General features: G+C 63.1%; 16 protein-coding genes. 13 read left to right on the forward strand and 3 right to left on the reverse strand.

Annotated features, from left to right (window positions below; genetic code table 11):
• The first annotated feature begins 296 nt into the window (after positions 1-296).
• From AC57B1_RS29885 to AC57B1_RS29910, 6 genes are all read left to right on the forward strand, one after another.
• Positions 297-2,483, forward strand: a complete 2,187-nt coding sequence (locus AC57B1_RS29885) for a TonB-dependent receptor (protein ID WP_496419491.1) — start codon at positions 297-299, stop codon at positions 2,481-2,483.
• A gap of 67 nt (positions 2,484-2,550) precedes the next feature.
• On the forward strand, positions 2,551-3,234 hold the full coding sequence (locus AC57B1_RS29890) for a Fe2+-dependent dioxygenase (RefSeq protein WP_496419492.1): 684 nt from the start codon (positions 2,551-2,553) through the stop codon (positions 3,232-3,234).
• On the forward strand, positions 3,231-3,953 hold the full coding sequence (locus AC57B1_RS29895) for a PepSY-associated TM helix domain-containing protein (protein ID WP_496419493.1): 723 nt from the start codon (positions 3,231-3,233) through the stop codon (positions 3,951-3,953). Before AC57B1_RS29890 ends, AC57B1_RS29895 begins: the two co-directional genes overlap by 4 nt.
• 316 nt (positions 3,954-4,269) lie before the next feature.
• Positions 4,270-9,216 (forward strand): response regulator, encoded by a 4,947-nt coding sequence (locus AC57B1_RS29900; RefSeq protein WP_496419494.1) that lies wholly within the window; start codon positions 4,270-4,272, stop codon positions 9,214-9,216.
• Between the two features lie 121 nt (positions 9,217-9,337).
• Positions 9,338-10,027 carry a nitroreductase gene (locus AC57B1_RS29905; RefSeq protein ID WP_408294876.1) on the forward strand — a complete coding sequence of 230 codons (690 nt, stop codon included), beginning with the start codon at positions 9,338-9,340 and terminating at the stop codon, positions 10,025-10,027.
• Between the two features lie 70 nt (positions 10,028-10,097).
• Complete coding sequence (locus tag AC57B1_RS29910) at positions 10,098-10,409, forward strand: high-potential iron-sulfur protein (protein WP_496419495.1); 312 nt, start codon at positions 10,098-10,100, stop codon at positions 10,407-10,409.
• 52 nt (positions 10,410-10,461) lie between these two features.
• On the opposite strand, the gene AC57B1_RS29915 is transcribed toward AC57B1_RS29910, so the two are convergent.
• Together AC57B1_RS29915 and AC57B1_RS29920 are read right to left on the reverse strand one after the other, a co-directional pair.
• Positions 10,462-10,812: a DOPA 4,5-dioxygenase family protein gene (locus AC57B1_RS29915; protein WP_496419496.1), complete on the reverse strand. Its 351-nt coding sequence runs from the start codon at positions 10,810-10,812 to the stop codon at positions 10,462-10,464.
• A 35-nt stretch (positions 10,813-10,847) separates the two neighbouring features.
• Positions 10,848-11,321, reverse strand: coding sequence for a GNAT family N-acetyltransferase (locus AC57B1_RS29920; RefSeq protein WP_496419497.1), 474 nt, complete (start codon positions 11,319-11,321; stop codon positions 10,848-10,850).
• A gap of 397 nt (positions 11,322-11,718) precedes the next feature.
• On the opposite strand from AC57B1_RS29920, the gene AC57B1_RS29925 reads away from it, so the two are divergent.
• The 7 genes from AC57B1_RS29925 (at position 11,719) to AC57B1_RS29955 (ending at position 16,784) form a co-directional block, all read left to right on the forward strand.
• Positions 11,719-12,054: a hypothetical protein gene (locus tag AC57B1_RS29925; RefSeq protein WP_496419498.1), complete on the forward strand. Its 336-nt coding sequence runs from the start codon at positions 11,719-11,721 to the stop codon at positions 12,052-12,054.
• Positions 12,055-12,168: 114 nt separating this feature from the next.
• Positions 12,169-12,441, forward strand: a complete 273-nt coding sequence (locus AC57B1_RS29930; RefSeq protein WP_091805600.1) for a DUF1488 family protein — start codon at positions 12,169-12,171, stop codon at positions 12,439-12,441.
• Between the two features lie 871 nt (positions 12,442-13,312).
• A complete protein-coding gene (locus tag AC57B1_RS29935; RefSeq protein WP_496419499.1) occupies positions 13,313-13,786 on the forward strand; it encodes a hypothetical protein in 474 nt (157 codons plus the stop codon).
• 270 nt (positions 13,787-14,056) lie between these two features.
• Entirely contained in the window at positions 14,057-14,410 is a 354-nt protein-coding gene (locus AC57B1_RS29940; protein ID WP_496419500.1) for a YciI family protein, read from the forward strand.
• Between the two features lie 148 nt (positions 14,411-14,558).
• On the forward strand, positions 14,559-14,972 hold the full coding sequence (locus AC57B1_RS29945; RefSeq protein ID WP_408350738.1) for a YciI family protein: 414 nt from the start codon (positions 14,559-14,561) through the stop codon (positions 14,970-14,972).
• Between the two features lie 126 nt (positions 14,973-15,098).
• Positions 15,099-15,506 (forward strand): VOC family protein, encoded by a 408-nt coding sequence (locus AC57B1_RS29950; protein ID WP_091805612.1) that lies wholly within the window; start codon positions 15,099-15,101, stop codon positions 15,504-15,506.
• Between the two features lie 3 nt (positions 15,507-15,509).
• A complete protein-coding gene (locus AC57B1_RS29955; protein WP_496419501.1) occupies positions 15,510-16,784 on the forward strand; it encodes an RNA polymerase sigma factor in 1,275 nt (424 codons plus the stop codon).
• Between the two features lie 36 nt (positions 16,785-16,820).
• Here the strand turns inward: AC57B1_RS29955 and AC57B1_RS29960 are convergent, their stop codons facing one another.
• On the reverse strand, positions 16,821-17,513 hold the full coding sequence (locus tag AC57B1_RS29960; RefSeq protein ID WP_496419502.1) for a class I SAM-dependent methyltransferase: 693 nt from the start codon (positions 17,511-17,513) through the stop codon (positions 16,821-16,823).
• Between the last annotated feature and the right edge of the window lie 127 nt (positions 17,514-17,640).

The raw sequence follows: 17,640 nt of genomic DNA on the forward strand, positions 1-17,640 counted from the left end.
TATTTCAATGCAAGTAACATTACTGAATCGTAATATTCTGGCGCGGCTCGGACGCTATAAATTACGTTTGCCTTTCGTTCGTAAAAAATAGAAACAATTCCGTTACGAGGGGTAAGCAACGCTGCGATTGATGCGGTTTTATGCATGTGGAATGATAGCGATTCTCATTTAACAGCAGCCAGCCATCCCGTCATCGGTGCCGTGCACACGAGACCGGCAGCCAGCCAATTGCGAATTTGTCATTGATTCCATCTCAGGTATGCGAATCGGGCAAGCGCATCTCTGACGGGATTTCCATGTTCAACCACACGCCGCTTGCGACAGCGTTAGCGCTAGCTTTTGCCGTTCCTTTTGCGACTCCGGCGGTCGCGCAGACCGCTCCGCAAACCGCGTCGCCAGCCGCCTCGCCGGCCGCGACGACCACCGCCGACAGCCATACCTTGCCGACCATCGGCGTCTCGGCGCAGGCTGAACAACAGGACTTCCAGGCAGAGCGTTCGACGGTCGGTGCAAAGACGCCCACGGCGCTGCGCGATATTCCGCAGACCGTCACGGTCATCAACAAGGCCGTGCTGCAATCGCAAGGCGCGACCTCGTTCCAGGACGCGCTGCGCAACGCGCCGGGCGTGACGATCGGCGCGGCCGAAGGCGGTCAGATCGGCAACAACATCAACCTGCGCGGCTTCACCGCACAGAACGACATCTATCTGGACGGTTTCCGCGATCGCAACCAGTACTATCGCGACACGTTCGACCTCGAAGAGATCGAAGTGCTGTACGGTCCTTCGTCGATGCTGTTCGGCCGCGGTTCGACGGGTGGCGTGATCAACCAGGTCAGCAAGAAGGCGAACCTGAAGGACTTGGCGGAAGTCACGGGCATGATCGGCACCGACGCCAAATATCGCAGCACCGTCGACGTGAACCATAAGCTGACGGAGACCTCGGCGATTCGCCTGAACGCATTCGGCCAAAGCCTCGGTTCGACGCGCGACGAGATGAAGAACAAAGACTACGGCATCGCGCCGGAAGTGCGCTTCGGGATCGGCACGCCGACCGAAGTCACGATCTCCGCGCTGATCCAGCACAACTACGACATGCCTGACTACGGCGTGCAGGCGTTGAACGGTCACCCGTCGCCGGTGCCGAAGAACACCTTCTACGGCTTGACCACCGACCGCACGATTCAGGACGTGCAGACGGTCACGGCCGCGCTCAAGCACAAGTTTTCGGACAACCTGATCCTGACCAACCAGACGCAGTTCTCGCACTCGATGACCGACGCGCGCGAAACCGCGCCGCAAGCGGTGTTGACGGGGCCGCTCGCCAGCAGCACCGCGTTGACCAACGGCAATTACACGACGTTGTCGCCGTCGCAACTGTTCATCAAGTTGCAAAGCCACGACCGTGTGATCGAGAACCACTCGCTGTACAACGACACGATGCTGCAATACAAATTCGTGACCGGCCCGATCAAGCACGACCTGATCGCCGGTGTCAGCCTCGGTCACGACAGCTATTCGAACCAGGCGTACACGCGTAACAATCTGCCGGTCGTTTCGATGGTGAATCCCGCGTATCTGTCCACGCCCGCAGGTGTGACGACGACGGTCGGCAATTACGCGGACTCCGGATCGAACGAAATCGGCGCCTACCTGAACGACACCGTATCGATCGGCCAGCAATGGAAGGTGATTGGCGGCTTGCGTTGGGATCGCTTCCAGGCGCAGATCCACAACACGATCAGCCTGCCGGGCTACGCCACGCAAACCAATTTCTTCACCAGCGTGCGCGCCGGGGTGATCTATCAGCCGACCGACTGGCAGTCGTACTACGTCTCTTACGGCACGTCGTTCAATCCGTCGCTCGAAGCGCTGACGGTGACCAACCTTACGCAGAACCTCGCGCCCGAGTCGACCAGATCGTACGAAGTCGGCGCGAAATGGGATCTGCTCGGCGGCAATCTCTCGGTGACGTCGTCATTCTTCCGCCAGGAAAAAACCAACGCGCGCACCCAGGTGTCGCCGACGGAATACGAGCTGGACGGCGACGTTCGCGTCGACGGATTCCAGGCCGGGGTGACGGGCCACATCACGGACAAATGGCAAGTGTTCGGCGGCTACACGTACATGGACGCGATCATCCTGAAGGCGCGCGACGGCACGCAAGGTCACGTGCCGGCCAACACGCCGCGTAACACGCTGACGTTCTGGACCACCTATGCGTTCACGCCGCATTGGGAAATCGGCGGCGGTCCGACGTATATGTCGCCGCGTTACGCATCGAACACGAATTACGTGCAGGTGCCGGGCTACACGCGCTGGGACGCGACCGCGGCGTATCACGCGAAGAAATACGACGTCCGCCTGAACCTGCTGAACCTGACCAACAAGACGTACTACGACGCGTTGATTCCGTCGGACGGCGGCCGTTCCGTACCGGGTATCGGACGCACGTTGCTGGCGACGTTCGATTACCGCTTTTGATACACGTTGAACGGGTGCGTTAGGCTTGCCGTTTTCGAAGACGGCAAGTCGACGCAAAGGAACCATCATGTTGCTGCACATTCCGAATGTACTGAGCGCCGAGCAGTTGCGCGTCGTGCGCGAGCGGCTCGACAACGCAGGCGACGCGTGGGTCGACGGCCGCGCGACCGCGGGCTATCAGGGCGCACCGGTCAAGCGTAACCAGCAGATTGCCGAACACACGCCCATTGCGCGCCAACTCGGCGACGTGATTCTCGCGTCGATCGAACGCAATCCGCTGTTCATCAGCTCGGTGCTGCCGAACCAGGTGTATCCGCCGCTCTTCAATCGTTACGAAGGCGGCATGCAGTTCGGCAGTCATGTCGACGGCGCCGTGCGAGTGCTGCCCAACGGCGTGAAGCTGCGCACCGACGTCTCCGTGACGCTGTTCATTTCAGACCCGGCCGACTACGACGGCGGTGAACTCATGATCGAAGACACGTACGGCGTGCAGCAGGTCAAGCTGCCGGCGGGCGACATGATCGTCTATCCGGCGACGAGTTTGCATCAGGTCACGCCGGTCACGCGCGGCGTGCGCGTCGCGAGTTTCTTCTGGGTGCAAAGCCTCGTGCGCAGCGATACGCAGCGCGCGATGTTGTTCGACATGGACACCGCCATTCAACGGCTCAATGCCACCAACGCCGACGACGCCGCACGCCGCAGCCTCGTCGGCATCTATCACAACCTGTTGCGTAACTGGAGCGAACCGTGAGCGTACCCGAGGCAATCGACATTCAAGCGCCCGAGGGCATCGACCACGCGGCCCGCGAGCCGCACCGCCTTGACGGCGGCGAGTTGAAGGCGCGCCAGCAGCGCTCGCGCCGCGCCACCTTCATCAAGTGGCTGCGCAAGGTGCATGGCTGGGTCGGTTTGTGGGGCGCGGCGCTGGGTTTGCTGTTCGGCACCACGGGGTTTCTGCTGAATCATCGCGGCGGTCCGCTCAAGGTATCGACCGGCGAGCCGCAGGTCGCGGTGTTGCAGGTGCCGTTGCCGCAACCGGCGCCCGAGACGCCACGCGACTTGGGCAAATGGCTCAAGCATGAACTGAAACTGGCGGGCACGCCGGGGCGCGTTCAGAAAGAGCCGGCGCATCCGGTCGCGTGGGGCGAGCGCCGCATGGTCCAGCCGGAACACTGGCAGCTCAATTTCGCGTCGCCCCGAGAGAATACGTCCGCCGAATATTGGGTGGGCAACGGTTACGTGACGGTCAAGCGCAGCGAGAACACGTTCCTCGCGATGCTGACGAATCTGCACAAGGGGGTTGGCTTGAGTGTCGGCTGGGTGCTGCTGATCGACACGCTGGCCGGTAGCATCATTCTCTTGTCCCTGACCGGCGTTCTGCTCTGGACTGAGTTGAACAAACGCAAGACCGTCGGCGCGGTGTTGGTGTTGGGATCGATCGTCGCCGCGGTCTGCGTCGGGTTGCTGTAAATGCCGCTGCGGGCAGGGCGTAATCCCGGAGAAATCCGCCGCCTTGCCTGACTCGCGCTCGGGAAGATCGCCTTTCCCGAGCGTTGCACCGAGGTACGTTTTACCGGTATTTCAAGCTCCCCTCGCAGTATCCCTTCCGGCTGCCAGCGTCCCGCTCGGCACACGCTCTCCGGCGCGGCGAAGGGCTCGCTCCGCGCGTCGTCTCAACTTCCTCCGGCATCCGTCTACGTGCGAGAATCGCGCTACATCAATTGCGCGTTAACGTTGGCTATCCATTGGATCAGGCACCGCTTTTGCAACCGCGGTCCGCACGACTATGAGCCACCGCGTCGAGGAGATCGCGTTGAACGAGCCGGACCGCTTCTTATCGGATGCCTTGCCCGCCGACCTCGCCGCGCCTTCGTTCCTTGCCGGCGGCGGCGAACTGGGCGCGCTCATCCGCGCCTACGACTGGACGCAGACGGCGCTCGGCGCGCCCGACACCTGGCCGCAAGGGCTGAAGATCGCGATCCGCATCATGCTCACATCGCGCCAGCCGATCTGGATTGGTTGGGGCGACGAGCTGATCTATTTTTACAACGACCCGTACAAATCGATCATCGGCGGCAAGCATCCGGTCGCGCTTGGTCAACCGACCAAGGTCGTCTGGCGCGAAATCTGGACCGATATCGAGCCGCTTCTGAATACCGCGCTGGCCGGCGCGGAAGGCATCTTCGTCGAACAGAAGCTGCTTATCATGGAGCGCAACGGCTTTCCCGAAGAGACGTATTACACCTTCTCGTACAGCCCCATTCCCGGCGATGACGGCGAACCCGGCGGCATTATCTGCGCCAACAGCGACGGCACCGCACAGGTGGTTGGAGAGCGTCAGTTGGCGCTGCTGAAGGAACTCGCGGCGGTCAGCCCCGACGGCCGCGACTGGCGCGAAGCGTGCGAGCTCAGCGCGCGTGCATTGCGGTCCAATCCGCAAGATCTTCCATTCGCCTTGCTGTACGCCGCCGAACCCGGCGGCGACACGGCCACGCTGGTCGGTTCGAGCGGCATCGAGCCGGATCACCCGGCGGCGCCGCGGACAATCAAGCTCGGCGGCGACTCGCTCTGGCCGGTCGGCGACGTGATGGCGATCCAGGCGCCGCAGCTGGTGCGTGATTTGACGCAGCGATTCGGCATCGAGATGCCGCGCGGGCCGTGGCATCTCGCCCCGCAGCAGGCGGTAATTCTGCCGGTGTCGGCCGGCGGCGAGGCGACGCAAGCCGTGGTTCTGATCGCCGGCCTGAATCCTTGCCGCCTTTTCGACGACGCCTATCGCAGCTTCCTGAATCTGAGCGCCGCCCAGATCGGCGCGGCGATCGGCTACGCGTGCGCTTATGAGGAAGAGCGGCGGCGCGCGGAGGCGCTGGCCGAAATCGACCGCGCGAAAACCACGTTCTTTTCCAACATTAGCCACGAATTCCGTACGCCGTTGACGCTGATGCTCGGCCCGCTCGAAGAACTGCTCGCCAAGCCGCAACTTGCCGCGAGCGGCGCCAACGCGCGGGTGGGCAGCGATATCGAGGACCGCGCGCTGATCGAGATCACGCATCGCAACGGCTTGCGGCTGCTCAAGCTCGTCAACGCGCTGCTGGATTTTTCGCGCATCGAAGCGGGCCGCATGCAGAGCCATCCGCAACCCACGGATATCGCGTCCTTCACGGCCGAACTCGCGTCGCTGTTCCAGTCCGCGATCGAAACAGCGGGCCTGCGGCTCGAGGTCGAGATTCCGGCCGCGGCCGTGGTCGTGCAACTCGATCGCGAGATGTGGGAAAAGGTCGTGATGAACCTGCTGTCCAACGCCTACAAGTTCACGTTCTTCGGCACGATTCGTGTCGCGGTTCGCGAGGTCGTTGGCGGTGGCGTCGAGGTTAGCGTGACGGATAGCGGGATCGGTATTGCCGAAGAAGAAGTGCCGCGCCTCTTCGAGCGCTTTCATCGCGTGGCGGGCGCGCCCGGACGCTCGGTCGAAGGCAGTGGCATTGGGCTCGCGATGGTGCAGGAACTGGTGAAGCTGCACGGCGGTACGGTGCGGGTCGACAGTGTGCTGGGCCAGGGGGCGCGCTTCACCGTCTCTCTGCCGCGTGGCGCCATGCAGTCCCAGTCGGAAGACTCAGCCGTGCATGCCGCCATGAGCAAACACGCGCGCACGTATGTCGATGCCGCGTTGCGGTGGAGTCCGGAGAACGAAATCCTCGCCGATGCGCCAATCGATGCGACGCCAGCCGGCGAGGAGTCGCCCGACGCTGCGCCAGTCGCTGCCGCTCGGCTGCTGGTCGTCGACGACAATGCGGACTTGCGTGATTACATGAGCCGCATTCTGCGCGCGGCAGGGCACGACGTGCGTCTTGCGACCGACGGCCAAGCCGCGCTCGAAGCCGCGCGCGAGGAGCGTCCCGATCTGGTGCTCTCCGACGTGATGATGCCGCGCCTCGACGGCTTTGGCCTGCTGCGCGCGCTGCGCGCCGATCCGGACCTGCGCGACACGCCGGTGCTGATGCTGTCCGCCCGCGCGGGCGAGGAAGCACGCGTGGACGGGATCGAGCACGGGGCCGACGACTATCTGACCAAGCCCTTCTCGGCGCGCGAACTGCTGGCCCGCGTGTCGGGCAACCTACAACTCGCCCGCTTGCGCCGCGAGACCGAGATGAAGCTGCGCGAGGAATCGCGCACGCTGGAGATTCTCAATCGCGTGGGCTCGACGGTGGCGGCCGAACTCGATCTGAACCGCGCGGTGCAGATCGTGACGGACGCGGCCACCGAACTGACCGGCGCCGCGTTCGGTTCCTTCTTCTATAACGTGCTCGACGACAAGGGCGGCAGCTACATGCTGTACACGCTGTCCGGTGTGCCGAAGGAAGCGTTCGAGGGCTTTCCGATGCCGCGCAACACGGCGGTGTTCGCACCGACGTTCAAGGGCGAAGGCATTGTTCGCGTCGACGATATCACTCAGGATCCGCGCTACGGCCACAACGTACCGCATCGTGGCATGCCGGAAGGCCATCTGAAGGTGCGCAGTTATCTGGCCACACCCGTGCAGTCGCGTAGCGGGGAGGTGGTCGGCGGCCTGTTCTTCGGCCATCCGGAGCCTGGCGTATTTACCGAACGCGCCGAGCGGATCGTGGCCGGTATCGCCGCGCAAGCGGCCATTGCCATCGACAACGCGCGTCTGTATCAGGCCGCGCAAAGCGAAATCGCCGAGCGCGCCAAAGCGCAAAGCGCGCTGCACGATCTGAACGAAACGCTGGAGCGCCGGGTGATCGAGACGGTGGCGGACCGCGACCGTCTGTGGGAGTTGAGCGAAGATCTGCTGGTGGTGGCCGATATCGAAGGCCGCTTGCAGCGCGTGAGTCCGTCGTGGAGCAATGCGCTCGGCCATAACATGCACTGGCTGATGTCGCGTTCCTACGTCGACCTGGTTCACCCGGATGATGTCGCGGTCGTCAGCACGCATCTGGCCGAATTGCGTCGCACGGGCGTGCCGGTGCGCTATGAAAACCGCTTCAAGCGGATCGACGGTACGTGGCGCTGGGTCGCGTGGACACTCGCGCTCGATCCCGACACGGCGCGCATTCACGGCGTGGGCCGCGACGTCACCGCCGACAAGGAAACCACCGAGGCGCTGCGTCACGCCGAAGAAGCGCTGCGCATGGCGCAGAAGATGGAAGCGATCGGCAAGCTCACGGGCGGCGTCGCGCACGACTTCAACAATCTGCTGCAGGTGATAGGCGGCAATCTGCAACTACTGGCGAAAGACGTCGCCGGTTCCGAGAAGCCCGAGCAGCGCGTGCGCAATGCGCTGGCGGGCGTGGCCCGCGGCGCGAACCTCGCCTCGCAGTTGCTGGCGTTCGGGCGGCGTCAGCCGCTCGCGCCGAAGGTCGTCAATCTCGGCCGCTTCGTGCGCGGGCTCGACGACATGTTGCGACGCGCGCTCGGCGACGGCGTCGAAATCGAAACGATCGTGTCGGGCGGCTTGTGGAATACGCTGGTCGATCCCTTCCAGGTCGAGAACGCGCTGCTGAACCTCGCGATCAATGCGCGCGACGCGATGAACGGCCACGGCAAGCTCACGATCGAAGCCGGCAACGCCGCGCTCGACGACGCCTACGCCAAGCGCAACGCGGAGGTCACGCCGGGCCAGTACGTGATGCTGGCCGTCACCGACACGGGCGCAGGGATGCCGCCGGAAGTCCGTGAGCGCGTGTTCGAGCCGTTCTTCACGACCAAGCCCGAAGGTCAGGGCACCGGCCTCGGCTTGAGCATGGTGTATGGCTTCGTCAAGCAGTCGGGCGGGCATGTGAAGATCTACAGCGAGGAGGGGCACGGTACGACGATTCGCATCTATCTGCCGCGGGTGCGCCAGCAGGAAGACCTCGAAACGAATATCGACGCCGGTCCCGCGAAGGGCGGCGCGGAAACGGTTCTGGTGGTGGAGGACGACGAGGAAGTGCGCACGACGGTGGTCGAAATGCTGTCCGATCTCGGCTATCGCGTGCTGAAAGCGAAAGACGCGCAAAGCGCGCTCGCGATCGTCGAAAGCGGCGTGCCGATCGACTTGCTGTTCACCGATGTGGTAATGCCCGGCCCGCTGCGCAGCACCGAACTCGCCCGCAAGGCGCGCGAACGGTTGCCCGCGATCGCGGTGCTGTTCACGTCGGGCTATACGGACAACGCGATCGTGCATTCCGGGCGGCTCGATGAAGGCATCGAATTGCTCAGCAAGCCCTACACGCACGAAGCATTGGCGCGCAAAGTCCGCTATGTGCTGCAAACGCAGAATCCACTGGCGGCCGAAATCGCCGAGGCCGAGCAGCATCTTCTGGAGGTCGATCCGCCTGCCATGCCGGATAGCGCCGGCAGTTTCGCGGCTCAGACGCGGCTAAGGATTCTGCTGGTGGAAGACGACGAACTGATTCGCGCGAGCACCGCCGAATTGCTGCGCACGTTCGACTTCGACATTCTGGAGGCCGAAGGCGAGCACGACGCCAGGCAGATTCTCAGCGAACATGCGATCAGCGTGATGCTCACCGACGTAGGGCTGGCGGGCAAGTCGGGCATCGATCTGGCGCTGGAGGTGTGTAGCGAGCGGCCCGATCTGCGCGTGATCTTTCTGACCGGCTACGACCTCGTGCTGACGCCGGAGCAGCGCAAGGTCTTGCCGCACGCCATCTTGTTGCGCAAGCCCTACGATCTGCTCGATCTCATCGATGCGCTGAAAACGCCGCTCGGCTGAGGCCGCCGCGTTGAACCTGTTGAAGCAGGCCGGCAGTTGCCGGCCTGTCAGCGGAGAAGGCGGCGCTCGCGCTAGAATTCCCGCAGACCGCCACAACCGTTGGCACTGCCGGAATTCGCCGATGACCACATCCGATAACGCCGTCGACACCGCGCTCATCACGCGGCGTTCCATTCGCGCCTTTCTGCCTACACCGGTGCCACGCGGCGAGATCGAAGCCATTCTCGAAGCCGCCAGCCGCGCGCCTTCGGGTACCAACACGCAACCGTGGAAAGTCTATGTGGTAACGGGCGAGTCGCTCGCGCGCCTCTCGCGGGCCTTGCTCGCCGCCCACGACGACCCGCAGCGCGACGCGCTGTACCAGGAAGAGTATCCGTACTACCCGCATCAATGGGTGTCCCCGTACATCGACCGGCGCCGCAAAATCGGCTGGGATCTGTATGGCCTGCTCGGCATCGGAAAGGGCGACAAGGCGCGCATGCATGAGCAGCATGCGCAGAACTACCGCTTCTTCGGCGCACCGGTGGGCTTGTTCTTCACCATCGACCGGGTATTGGAGCGCGGCAGCTGGCTCGACTATGGCATGTTCCTGCAGGCGATCATGACGGCCGCGCGCGGACGTGGTCTCGATACCTGTCCGCAGGCCGCCTTTACGCCGTTTCATCGCGTGATTGCGGCACATCTCGGCCTGCCGCCCGAAGAACAACTGGTGTGCGGCATGTCCCTCGGCTTTGCTGACGAAAGCGCGCTGGTCAACACGTTGCGCACCGAGCGTGAACCGGTTGAGCGGTTCACGCGATTTCTCGATTGACGGCGCTTGATTGCACTTGATCGCGCTTGATCGCGATCGAGGCACGCCTCCCACTTTCCATCGGACCCATATGAAAACATCGCGCCGCCATTTTCTGCTGCTGGGCGTGAGCGCGGGCTCAGCGCTCGCACTCGCCCGTACCGCTTTCGCCGAGACCGCGAATACGCTCAGCGAAGCCGATCCGAAGGCGCAAGCCGTCGGCTATAAGGAGGACGCCTCCAGGGTCGACAAGGCGAAATTCCCCGGCTACACCGCCGGACAGAATTGCGGCAATTGCTCGCTGTTCCAGGGTAAAGCCACCGATGCATACGGCGGCTGCACGCTGTTCGGCGACAAACAGGTCGCCGCGCGCGGCTGGTGCAGTTCGTATTCGAATATGTGAACCGCAAGCGGCGGCGCGCGGTTCGATTCGCTGCGCGCCGCGTTCGAAGCCGTTAGCCCAGCGCGCTCAGCACCAGTTCGTGCGAATGGCCGATCCATACGGCCGCGTCGCGGTGATCGCGTAGTGCGTCGCCGGTGTTGGGGTGCAGGAAGATATCCAGCGAGCCGTGATTCAGCGTGAGCCAGCCGACCAGGTCGGCGAACTGGTCCTGCGTAAATGCAAGCTGATACGACCACATGGGATGCGGTCCGACCGGGCGCTCGTGAAAGCGGCCCATTTGCAGCTTGCCGCTCCAGTGCGTTTCGATCTGCTCGCGGAAGGTCCACGCTGCGTCGCGGGTACTCGCATCGAAATACACATGGGCGTGCCAGCTAGCGATGGTGGAAGTGTCGCGAAAGGTCATGGCATGTCCGTTACGTATCAGTCTTTATCCGACATTCATTCTGCTTCAATTTCCGCCGACGCGCGCGGCGCGCGCCTCATGTAAAACTGTTTCTCATCTTTGCCGACGATCTCGAAGCCGAGCCGCTCGTAGAGCCGCATCGCGGGATTGCCTTTGAGCACCTTGAGGGTGACCGGCAATGCGTCGGCCTGCGCGGCGCGCAACACCCAATGCAGCGCGCGTTCGCCGATGCCGCGCCCCTGAAGTGCCGGCGTGATCTGCAATTGCACGACGACCCATTCGGCGCCGGTGCGATGCGCCTTGAGCAAACCGGCCGGTTCGCCGTCGATGCAAATGACGCGCGCCGTGTCATAACGATGCAGCAGACGGGCGCGATGCTCGGTATCGTCCGACGGTTCGCCAACGCGCGCGAGGTGCTCAGTCATGGTCGCCTTGCGCAGTTCGAACAGGAAGGGTATATCCGAGTCCAGCGCCGGGCGCAGGGTGAAGCCGGGTTCTTGAGCGGGCATGTTGGTCACGTTGCCGGTGTGCCGGCGGCTAGTAAGAATGGTCGTGAATTGTCGCGCCAGCAGCGCTTTTTTACCACGCGGTATGTGTGTGCCTCTCGATTTTGCCGTGCGCCAGTCGCGCCGATGCCGCCAGTTGGCGGTCCGCGCCGCCGCGCAATCGCATGCTGTCGCGTGGCTCGCCTCAGGCGCGATCGGCATTTGCGGCGCGCCAGAGGCACGCTGTCGTCAGGTTGCGTTGCAGTCGCCACGGTTCACGCGAAGCGTTGTGCCCTCATTGGCATGCGCTTTGCTTTTGCCTCATGCGCGAATTGCTGGCGCGGGCGGCCTCGAAGCCGGACCGTCAACAAAAATACGCCAACCTGGCATAACAACGAAAATGCTGAATACGAAACCACACATGGTCACGCACGGGGTCGACGGCGACGCGATGACGCTCGTCTTTTATCCCGACACCGGTTGCCTGCGCTTTGTCGATGCGCGCGGCATTTGCCACGAGCTTCGGCCGCCGCATTCCTGGTTTGCGATTTCGTCCGCATCGCGCGGCGTGCGCCGTAGCACGCAAGCCATGACGGAAGGGTTGAATGCACTGCTGCATGAGTTCTGCGCGAAACGTCCGCGCTGGTTGATCGGTTCGGCGCGCCGACCGTCGCATATGCCGTTGACGCTGTCGACGCATGCGCCGGTTCACGCGACAATGGCTCAGCTCACAACGAACGAGGCCGTGGCGCGGTAGGGTGCATTTGATCAGTCGAAAAACTCAGCGCGTGGCTTTGCGTGTGTATTCAGTTTCTTTCGGTGTCGTTCGTTCAACTCGGCGAGCGGCTTAACGAACTTTGCGAGGTGGGCTATGGAGATTATCGAGCTTGAGCCAAGCGTCTCGGCAGACGGACGCGCGGTGATTTTCCAGCTTTCGACGCGAGGACGGGACCTTGAGTGCGCCGTCACGCGTGAGGCCTTGGAGCAGCATTTCTGGCTGCAACGCGACGCCGGCGAGGAGCGCGTATTGAAGACTTTCGCGGACGGGCGCAAACGCATTACCGCCGTGGCGGAGAGAAAGATGCTGGCGCGGCCGGGCGAAAAAGTGCTGCTGACGATCAGCGACTTCGTCGCTCGGGGTTGATGACCCGGCCCGATGCGAGCGCGAGAGTTGTCCGCGCGGTGTCGCGTCGGTTAATCGCACCCACTCGAAAATGAATGAGCGACGGCGAAGGCGCCGTCGCTCATGTCTGAGGAAATCGGCCTGTTACGCCGATTCGCCAAACTGGCCTGCCAATTCCCCTCGCTTCGCGCAATTGCATTCGCAAGTGCCGGCATACACTGTTTTCCATGGCGCGACAAATCACCGAGCCCATCGACGCGGTCTTCCCCCGCGTTGTTTTGAACCGTACCGTTGATGGCAGTTTGCCGCGGTTGTGGTACGCGGCAGGGCAGTAAAGCAGTAGGTAAGAGAAGCAATGCAAACGGCGCGCGATCCATGAAGTAGCGCGTGAATCAGCAGGGGGTTGCAGGTAGGTGATGTTGAAGGCGAAGGACCCGGCTGTGATGCAGCAGTAGTTCAAGAAACAACAGCTTTTCGCAGATGTAGTTCAAGTAGCAACTCTGTTAGTTTGTGGTGGGTAAAGGTCGGCAAGCATCCACGCGCGAGTACGACTGTTCCATCCTGTCAGACCCTGTTCCTTCGCGGGAACAGGGTTTTTTTTCGTATCGTTGCGCGGCAAGGCTTGCAATTGGCGGGTTCGAACCGATATGCCGGTGTTGCATTGCGTTTTTTGCTGCGGCGCCGGACAAGCGGCCGGCTGCGCGCTGTGAGGCACGCTGCATCTAAACAGGACTTGAGGTCGTTTAAGTCTGTCTTAATAGTTGATTGCCATGATGGCCACACAGACTCGCTTCGGGCCTGTCGAGCCGCCGGCGTATCGGCGGCGATTGCCACCGTTGAACGCAAGAATCCGGTGGCAAAGCCGAGAGTTAGAGAAGGAGGTTGAACCGATATGTCCAGTAAATCGCGAGTCCGCAAGCACAACCAGCCGGCCATGTCCCCGCTGCTACGTGCGCTGACCTATAGCCGCACCGCTCACGAGCCGGTCACCGCGGCGATGCTTCTGCAGTGCTACACCGCCCTCGATGCATTCCGCCACGGCCACGGCTCGCGGAATCTGCACATGACTTTGAGCCGGCATTTACTGGTGTCGCAAGAGCTTGCGCGGCTCGGTCTCGGCGAGGACGCGCTGGCCGACATTGAAAGCGCACATGCCGCGATGGTTCAGCTCGACGCGCGTGAACTCGGCGAAGGCGCATGGGTTTTGGAAGACGGCGAATACACCCGCTTGTGCACGGCGCTGGAGATTCTCGACGCGCAACTGTCCGTGGCATCGTTGAGCGAGATTGCGAGCGCGGAAGCGAAAATGATTGAAGGACTGATGAGGTCCGCGCAGGTTCAGGCGATTGCAGAAGCTGCTGCCTGAGGAGCAGGGTGGCCTGGTTAGGCTCTTTTCTTTCTGGTTCGCGCAAATGAAACGCCCCCATGGGGCGTTTTTTTTCAAACCTCGCATCGACGTGCGGATATTACGAGTCTCCGTAAGGCGCCCTTTGCGCAGCCATGACAGCGCCGCAACTGGTTTGCTGGAGTCATCCGCGCTTGTTAGACTGCCTCTCGCAAACCGGCCGTGAGCGCGATTTCTCCCTCTTACGCTTCCAGGGCGTTCACGTTTGCGACGCGATCAATCGGAGACGCCATGTCTTATATGCTGCTCATCGTCGAACCCCCGAATCAACGCATTGAACGCGGTGAAACTGCGGGCCGCGAAGTCTACGACCAGATGGTCCGTTTCGCCGCCGATCTGAAAGAGCGCGGCAAACTGGTCGCAGTCGAGTCGCTCACGTCCTCTAGCGACGCGGTCCGCGTGCAGGTCCGCGACGGCCAGCCGAAACTGCTCGACGGCCCGTTCGCCGAGGCCAAAGAGATGATCGGCGGGTTCTTCCTCCTCAACTGCGATACCCGTGAAGAAGCCGTGGCTATCGCCCAAGCTTGCCCGGCGGCCACGTGGTGCACCGTCGAAGTCCGCAAGCTCGGACCTTGTTTCGCCTAGGCGATTTCGCGCATCGACAGCGTTGTGTCGGGGTTTTCCCTGGTGGATCGGCAGGCGTGTCGATCCGGGCGCGCGTTGCTCGTCGTGTGAGTAAGAAGCCCGCGTATGTGTGCGGCTTTCCCTCGTACAACGAATTGGAGTAACGGCGATGCGATTCATGATCCTTGTAAAAGCGACGGCCGCGAGCGAAGCCGGCGAGATGCCGGAAGCGTCCCTCATGGCCGCAATGGGCGCGTACCACGAAGAGCTGGCCAAAGCCGGCGTGCTGCTCGACGCCACCGGTCTGCAACCGAGTTCGAAAGGCTGGCGCATACGCTACAGCGGCGGCAAGCGTTCGGTGGTCGATGGCCCGTTTGCGGAAACCAAGGAACTGCTTGCCGGCTACACGCTGATCCAGGTGCGCTCGCGTGAAGAAGCCATGGAATGGGCGCGGCGCTTTCCGGCGCCGTTCGGCGAGCAAGCCGACGGCGAAATCGAAGTGCGTCAGTTGTTCGAGCTCGACGACTTCGAGCCCAGCCCCGAGCTGGACCGCTTCCGCGAACTGGAAGCCGGCAAGCGCTGAGGCGGGAACGGAAACGCGCTGAACGCGGCGCAGGGCTGCTGACGCGGCGCAACTGGCGCAACGTGCGCACTGAGCGTAGTGCGTGGTGAGAGCCGTGCGACCGCAACCTCATCAATGGACTCCATCATGCATAAGCAGATCTACGTCAATCTCGCGGTGAATGACCTCGAACGGTCGAAAGCCTTTTTCAGCGCGATCGGCTTGAGGTTCGAGCCGCAATTCACGAACGAGCAGGCGGCCTGTCTGATCCTCGGCGAAAACATCTACGCGATGTTGCTGGTCAAGGACCTGTTCAAGTCGTTCACGCGCAAATCGCTGTGCGACCCGAAGGAGAGCACGGAGGCGCTGGTGGGCCTGTCGTGTGAAAGCCGGGAAGAGGTGGATGCGATGGTCGCGCGAGCGCTCGCCGCGGGCGGCGCGATACCGCGCGCGCCGCAGGATTATGGTTTCATGTACGGGCATGGCTTCGAAGATATCGACGGCCACATCTGGGAGCTCATCTACATGGACCCGAACGCCAAGGCGGCGGGCTGACGCGTGACGACGGCAGCCACCCACCGTGCCATCGAGGCAGTCTGGCGGATCGAATCCGCCAAGGTCATCGCCCACGTCGCGCGAATCGTGCGTGACGTGGGGCTCGCCGAAGAACTGGCGCAAGACGCCCTGGTGGCCGCGCTCGAACATTGGCCCGACGCGGGCGTGCCCGACAATCCGGGAGCATGGCTGATGGCGACCGCAAAGAACCGCGCCCTCGACCGCTTGCGGCAGGAAGCGCTGCATGCCCGCAAGCATCAGGAGCTGGGGCACGATCTCGACGCGCTGGAGGCTCATCTCGTGCCCGATTTCGTCGATGCCCTCGATGCCGCTCGCGCCGACGATATCGGCGACGACCTGCTGCGGCTGGTGTTCACCGCGTGCCATCCGGTGCTCTCCACCGACGCGCGCGTCGCGCTCACCCTGCGGCTGCTCGGCGGCCTCACCACGGACGAAATCGCGCGCGCGTTTCTCGTGCCGGAGCCGACCATCGCACAGCGTATCGTGCGCGCCAAGCGCACGCTCTCGGCCGCCAAGGTGCCGTTCGAAGTGCCCCAGGCGGACGCGCGCGCGCCGCGGCTCGCCTCGGTGCTGCAAGTCATCTATCTGATCTTCAACGAAGGCTATTCGGCCACTGCCGGCGACGACTGGATGCGTCCTGCGCTATGCGAGGAAGCGCTGCGGCTTGGCCGTGTGCTGAGCGGTCTCGTACCGGATGAGAGCGAAGTGCATGGCCTTGTCGCGCTGATGGAGATTCAGGCGTCGCGCATGCATGCACGCACGGATGCGCGAGGCCGCCCCGTGCTGCTGCTCGATCAGGACCGCAGCCGCTGGGATCCACTGCTGATCCGTCGCGGGCTCGCCGCGCTCGACAGCGCGCATGCGTTGGGCGGCGCGAGCGGCCCCTACGCGCTGCAGGCGGCGCTTGCAGCGTGTCATGCGCGTGCGCGTCGCGCGGACGATACCGACTGGGTGCAGATCGTCGCGTTGTATGACGCGCTGTCACAGGTGGCGCCGTCGCCGGTGGTCGAGTTGAATCGGGCGGTGGCGGTCGGCATGGCGTTCGGCCCGGCTGCGGGACTGGAGATCGTCGATGTGCTGGCCACCGATGCCGCGCTCGCGAACTACCACTGGTTGCCGAGCGTGCGTGGCGATCTGCTGGCGAAACTCGGCCGCGTGGATGAGGCGCGTGCCGAATTCGAACGTGCGGCCGGTATGACGCGCAATGCGCGTGAGCGCGAATTGTTGCTCGAGCGTGCGCGCGGCATTGCACATTGAGTCTTGCCGCGTAAAGCGCCGATGCAAGCCGCCGTATCAGACGGCGCACGCCCTAAGCAGATAGAACTCCCGCGGGCCATACTGCTGCGGCGGGTCGCTGAGCGGTTCGACGAAGCGGGTGATGCCGATCCGATCGAAACCCGCTGCCACGCAGGCGGCCTCCAGCGCCGTTGCGTCATGCACCGTAAAGCCGTACTCGGCAAAGGGCATCTCAATCGCGGCACCCGGCGTGATGGCCGCGATCACCAGCGTGGCGTCCACTTGCAACACGCGGCGAATCTCCGCCAGGCCGGCGGTCACGTCGGGCCAGAAGTACGTACTGTTGATCGTGACTGCCTTGTCGAACGAAGCGGCGGCGAACGGCATGGCGGCGACGTCGGCGGTTTCGAGCCTGACCTGGCCGTCGCGCACGAAAGCCGCGTTGCGGCAACGAGCGACGGCGATCATGGTAGGCGATAGATCGAGACCGGTGAAACGCAGCCTCGCGGCCTGATCGAGCACGTAGGCGATATGCCCGCCGTTGCCGAGGCCAACTTCGAGCACGCGCTCGTTTGCGTGCAGATCGAGCAGATCGAATGCCGTTTCGATAACCGCGCGATTCGAGCGTTCCAGCATGTCGCCGACCGCTATGCCGATCTTGCCTGCCGGGCAGCCGAGCTGGGGAAGCAAAATGCTTGCTTCGAGGTTGGCGGTCGTCACCTCGTCTGACGGATCAATAGTTTCTCTCACAGCGAATCCTCCATGACAGATCGTGCCGGATGCGGTGTTCGCTGCAGGGGCGCGAACAGTAATACGGCATCCTTAATTTATGTCATGAAGCTGCGCCGTGCTTATCTCTTTATTGCTCGCGCTGATG

It is taken from the genome of Paraburkholderia sp. BGA-UO-ETr-F21, from assembly GCF_059567925.1.